This is a genomic window from Pseudaeromonas pectinilytica (genome assembly GCF_054780855.1).
This window is the reverse complement of sequence record NZ_BAAGVN010000206.1, coordinates 1-1,146: the sequence shown is the minus strand read 5'-3', so window position 1 is coordinate 1,146 and position 1,146 is coordinate 1. Positions and strand designations below refer to the sequence as shown.

General features: G+C 37.8%; 2 protein-coding genes. Both read right to left on the bottom strand.

All coding sequences use genetic code 11. The features are described 5' to 3' along the window. Window positions 1-48 precede the first annotated feature (48 nt). On the bottom strand, window positions 49-624 hold the full coding sequence (locus ACYVG7_RS10265; protein ID WP_460883024.1) for a DUF6988 family protein: 576 nt from the start codon (window positions 622-624) through the stop codon (window positions 49-51). Window positions 625-780: 156 nt separating this feature from the next. Then, the gene (locus ACYVG7_RS10260) at window positions 781-960 is read right to left on the bottom strand and encodes a hypothetical protein (RefSeq protein WP_460883023.1); all 180 of its coding nucleotides are present in this window, start codon (window positions 958-960) and stop codon (window positions 781-783) included. Window positions 961-1,146: the final 186 nt, after the last annotated feature.

The window sequence follows — 1,146 nt, the reverse complement described above, 5'->3', positions numbered from 1 at the left end:
CGCGCCTCCTGCATGGAGGCGTGATTAGATCACAGACGATCAGCCTGTTCAAATTTCATTAACAAAGTGCGATCCCGCCCTGGTTAGAATGCCGATCGTTTGAAATGCAATAATATTTAATCCATTGCTGATTCTAAACAATTGTTCGAGCAATTCTTGTGGGACTTTGTGTTTTGTCCAAAACACTGCATGAATTCCGGCGTGAACAAAGGAATTTAATGGCAGCCAAGAGCTATCCTTGAATTCATGTAAAGCAACTAATAAGTTAGCAATTTGTGGTATTTTATCGAGCTCACCGAGCATTTCATTTAGAAGAGGAATGTTTTTACTCGCTTGTTGTGTCTCTCTATTGAGTGTCGCATCTAGTTTTTCGACTTGCAAATCAGTTGCACAATATATTACCCAAACACTTCTAACTATTGCTTCATATTGCGAACGGAGTGTTGTTCCAACTCCAAGGATTAAATCTTGAGAACATAAGAGTCTTACTGCATCTGAATATTGCATTGAGCTGACGGCTAAAATCAATGCTAATTTAAATCGAGGCTGCTCCTCATATAGAGGATAATCTACAACCTCTTTTAATCTAGCGAATAGCTCATCAGTTTTACTAAAATCCATCATGATTATCCATTTATTTTCAATTTGTTGGCAAGTCCAGCGCCTAGTTATGAGAGTTGCAGATAATACTCCAGCGAGAGGCGGAAGTTACATTCCCTTTGATGATTACTTTTTCTTTTGCTGCAATTTCAGCAATGCCGAGAATCGAAGAGTTTGCTTTTAGATATTTACCGAATTGGGCATTTCAAGAAATTGATGGGGCACTTTTTTGTTTTGATGAAAACCACCCATGTAACATTCAATAATATCGGTGGTTAATACAGATGAAAGTTCATTTTGCCGCATGTCATCAAGTACATCTGTTAATCTATTTGAATCTATAGAAATGCTATCAGTCATTTTCGTTCTCCTACGCGGGCACATTCTCAATGTTCGCTATTTCAATTTTAGTGATAAACCAATTACTGCTTAATTTATATTCATGTACTTGCCTATTTCAAGCTGAATGGCTAATAACATCATGTCGATCGGCCAATAACATCATGCCGATCACTATTTTTCTGCCCGCGTTTATAGCGTCTTTCT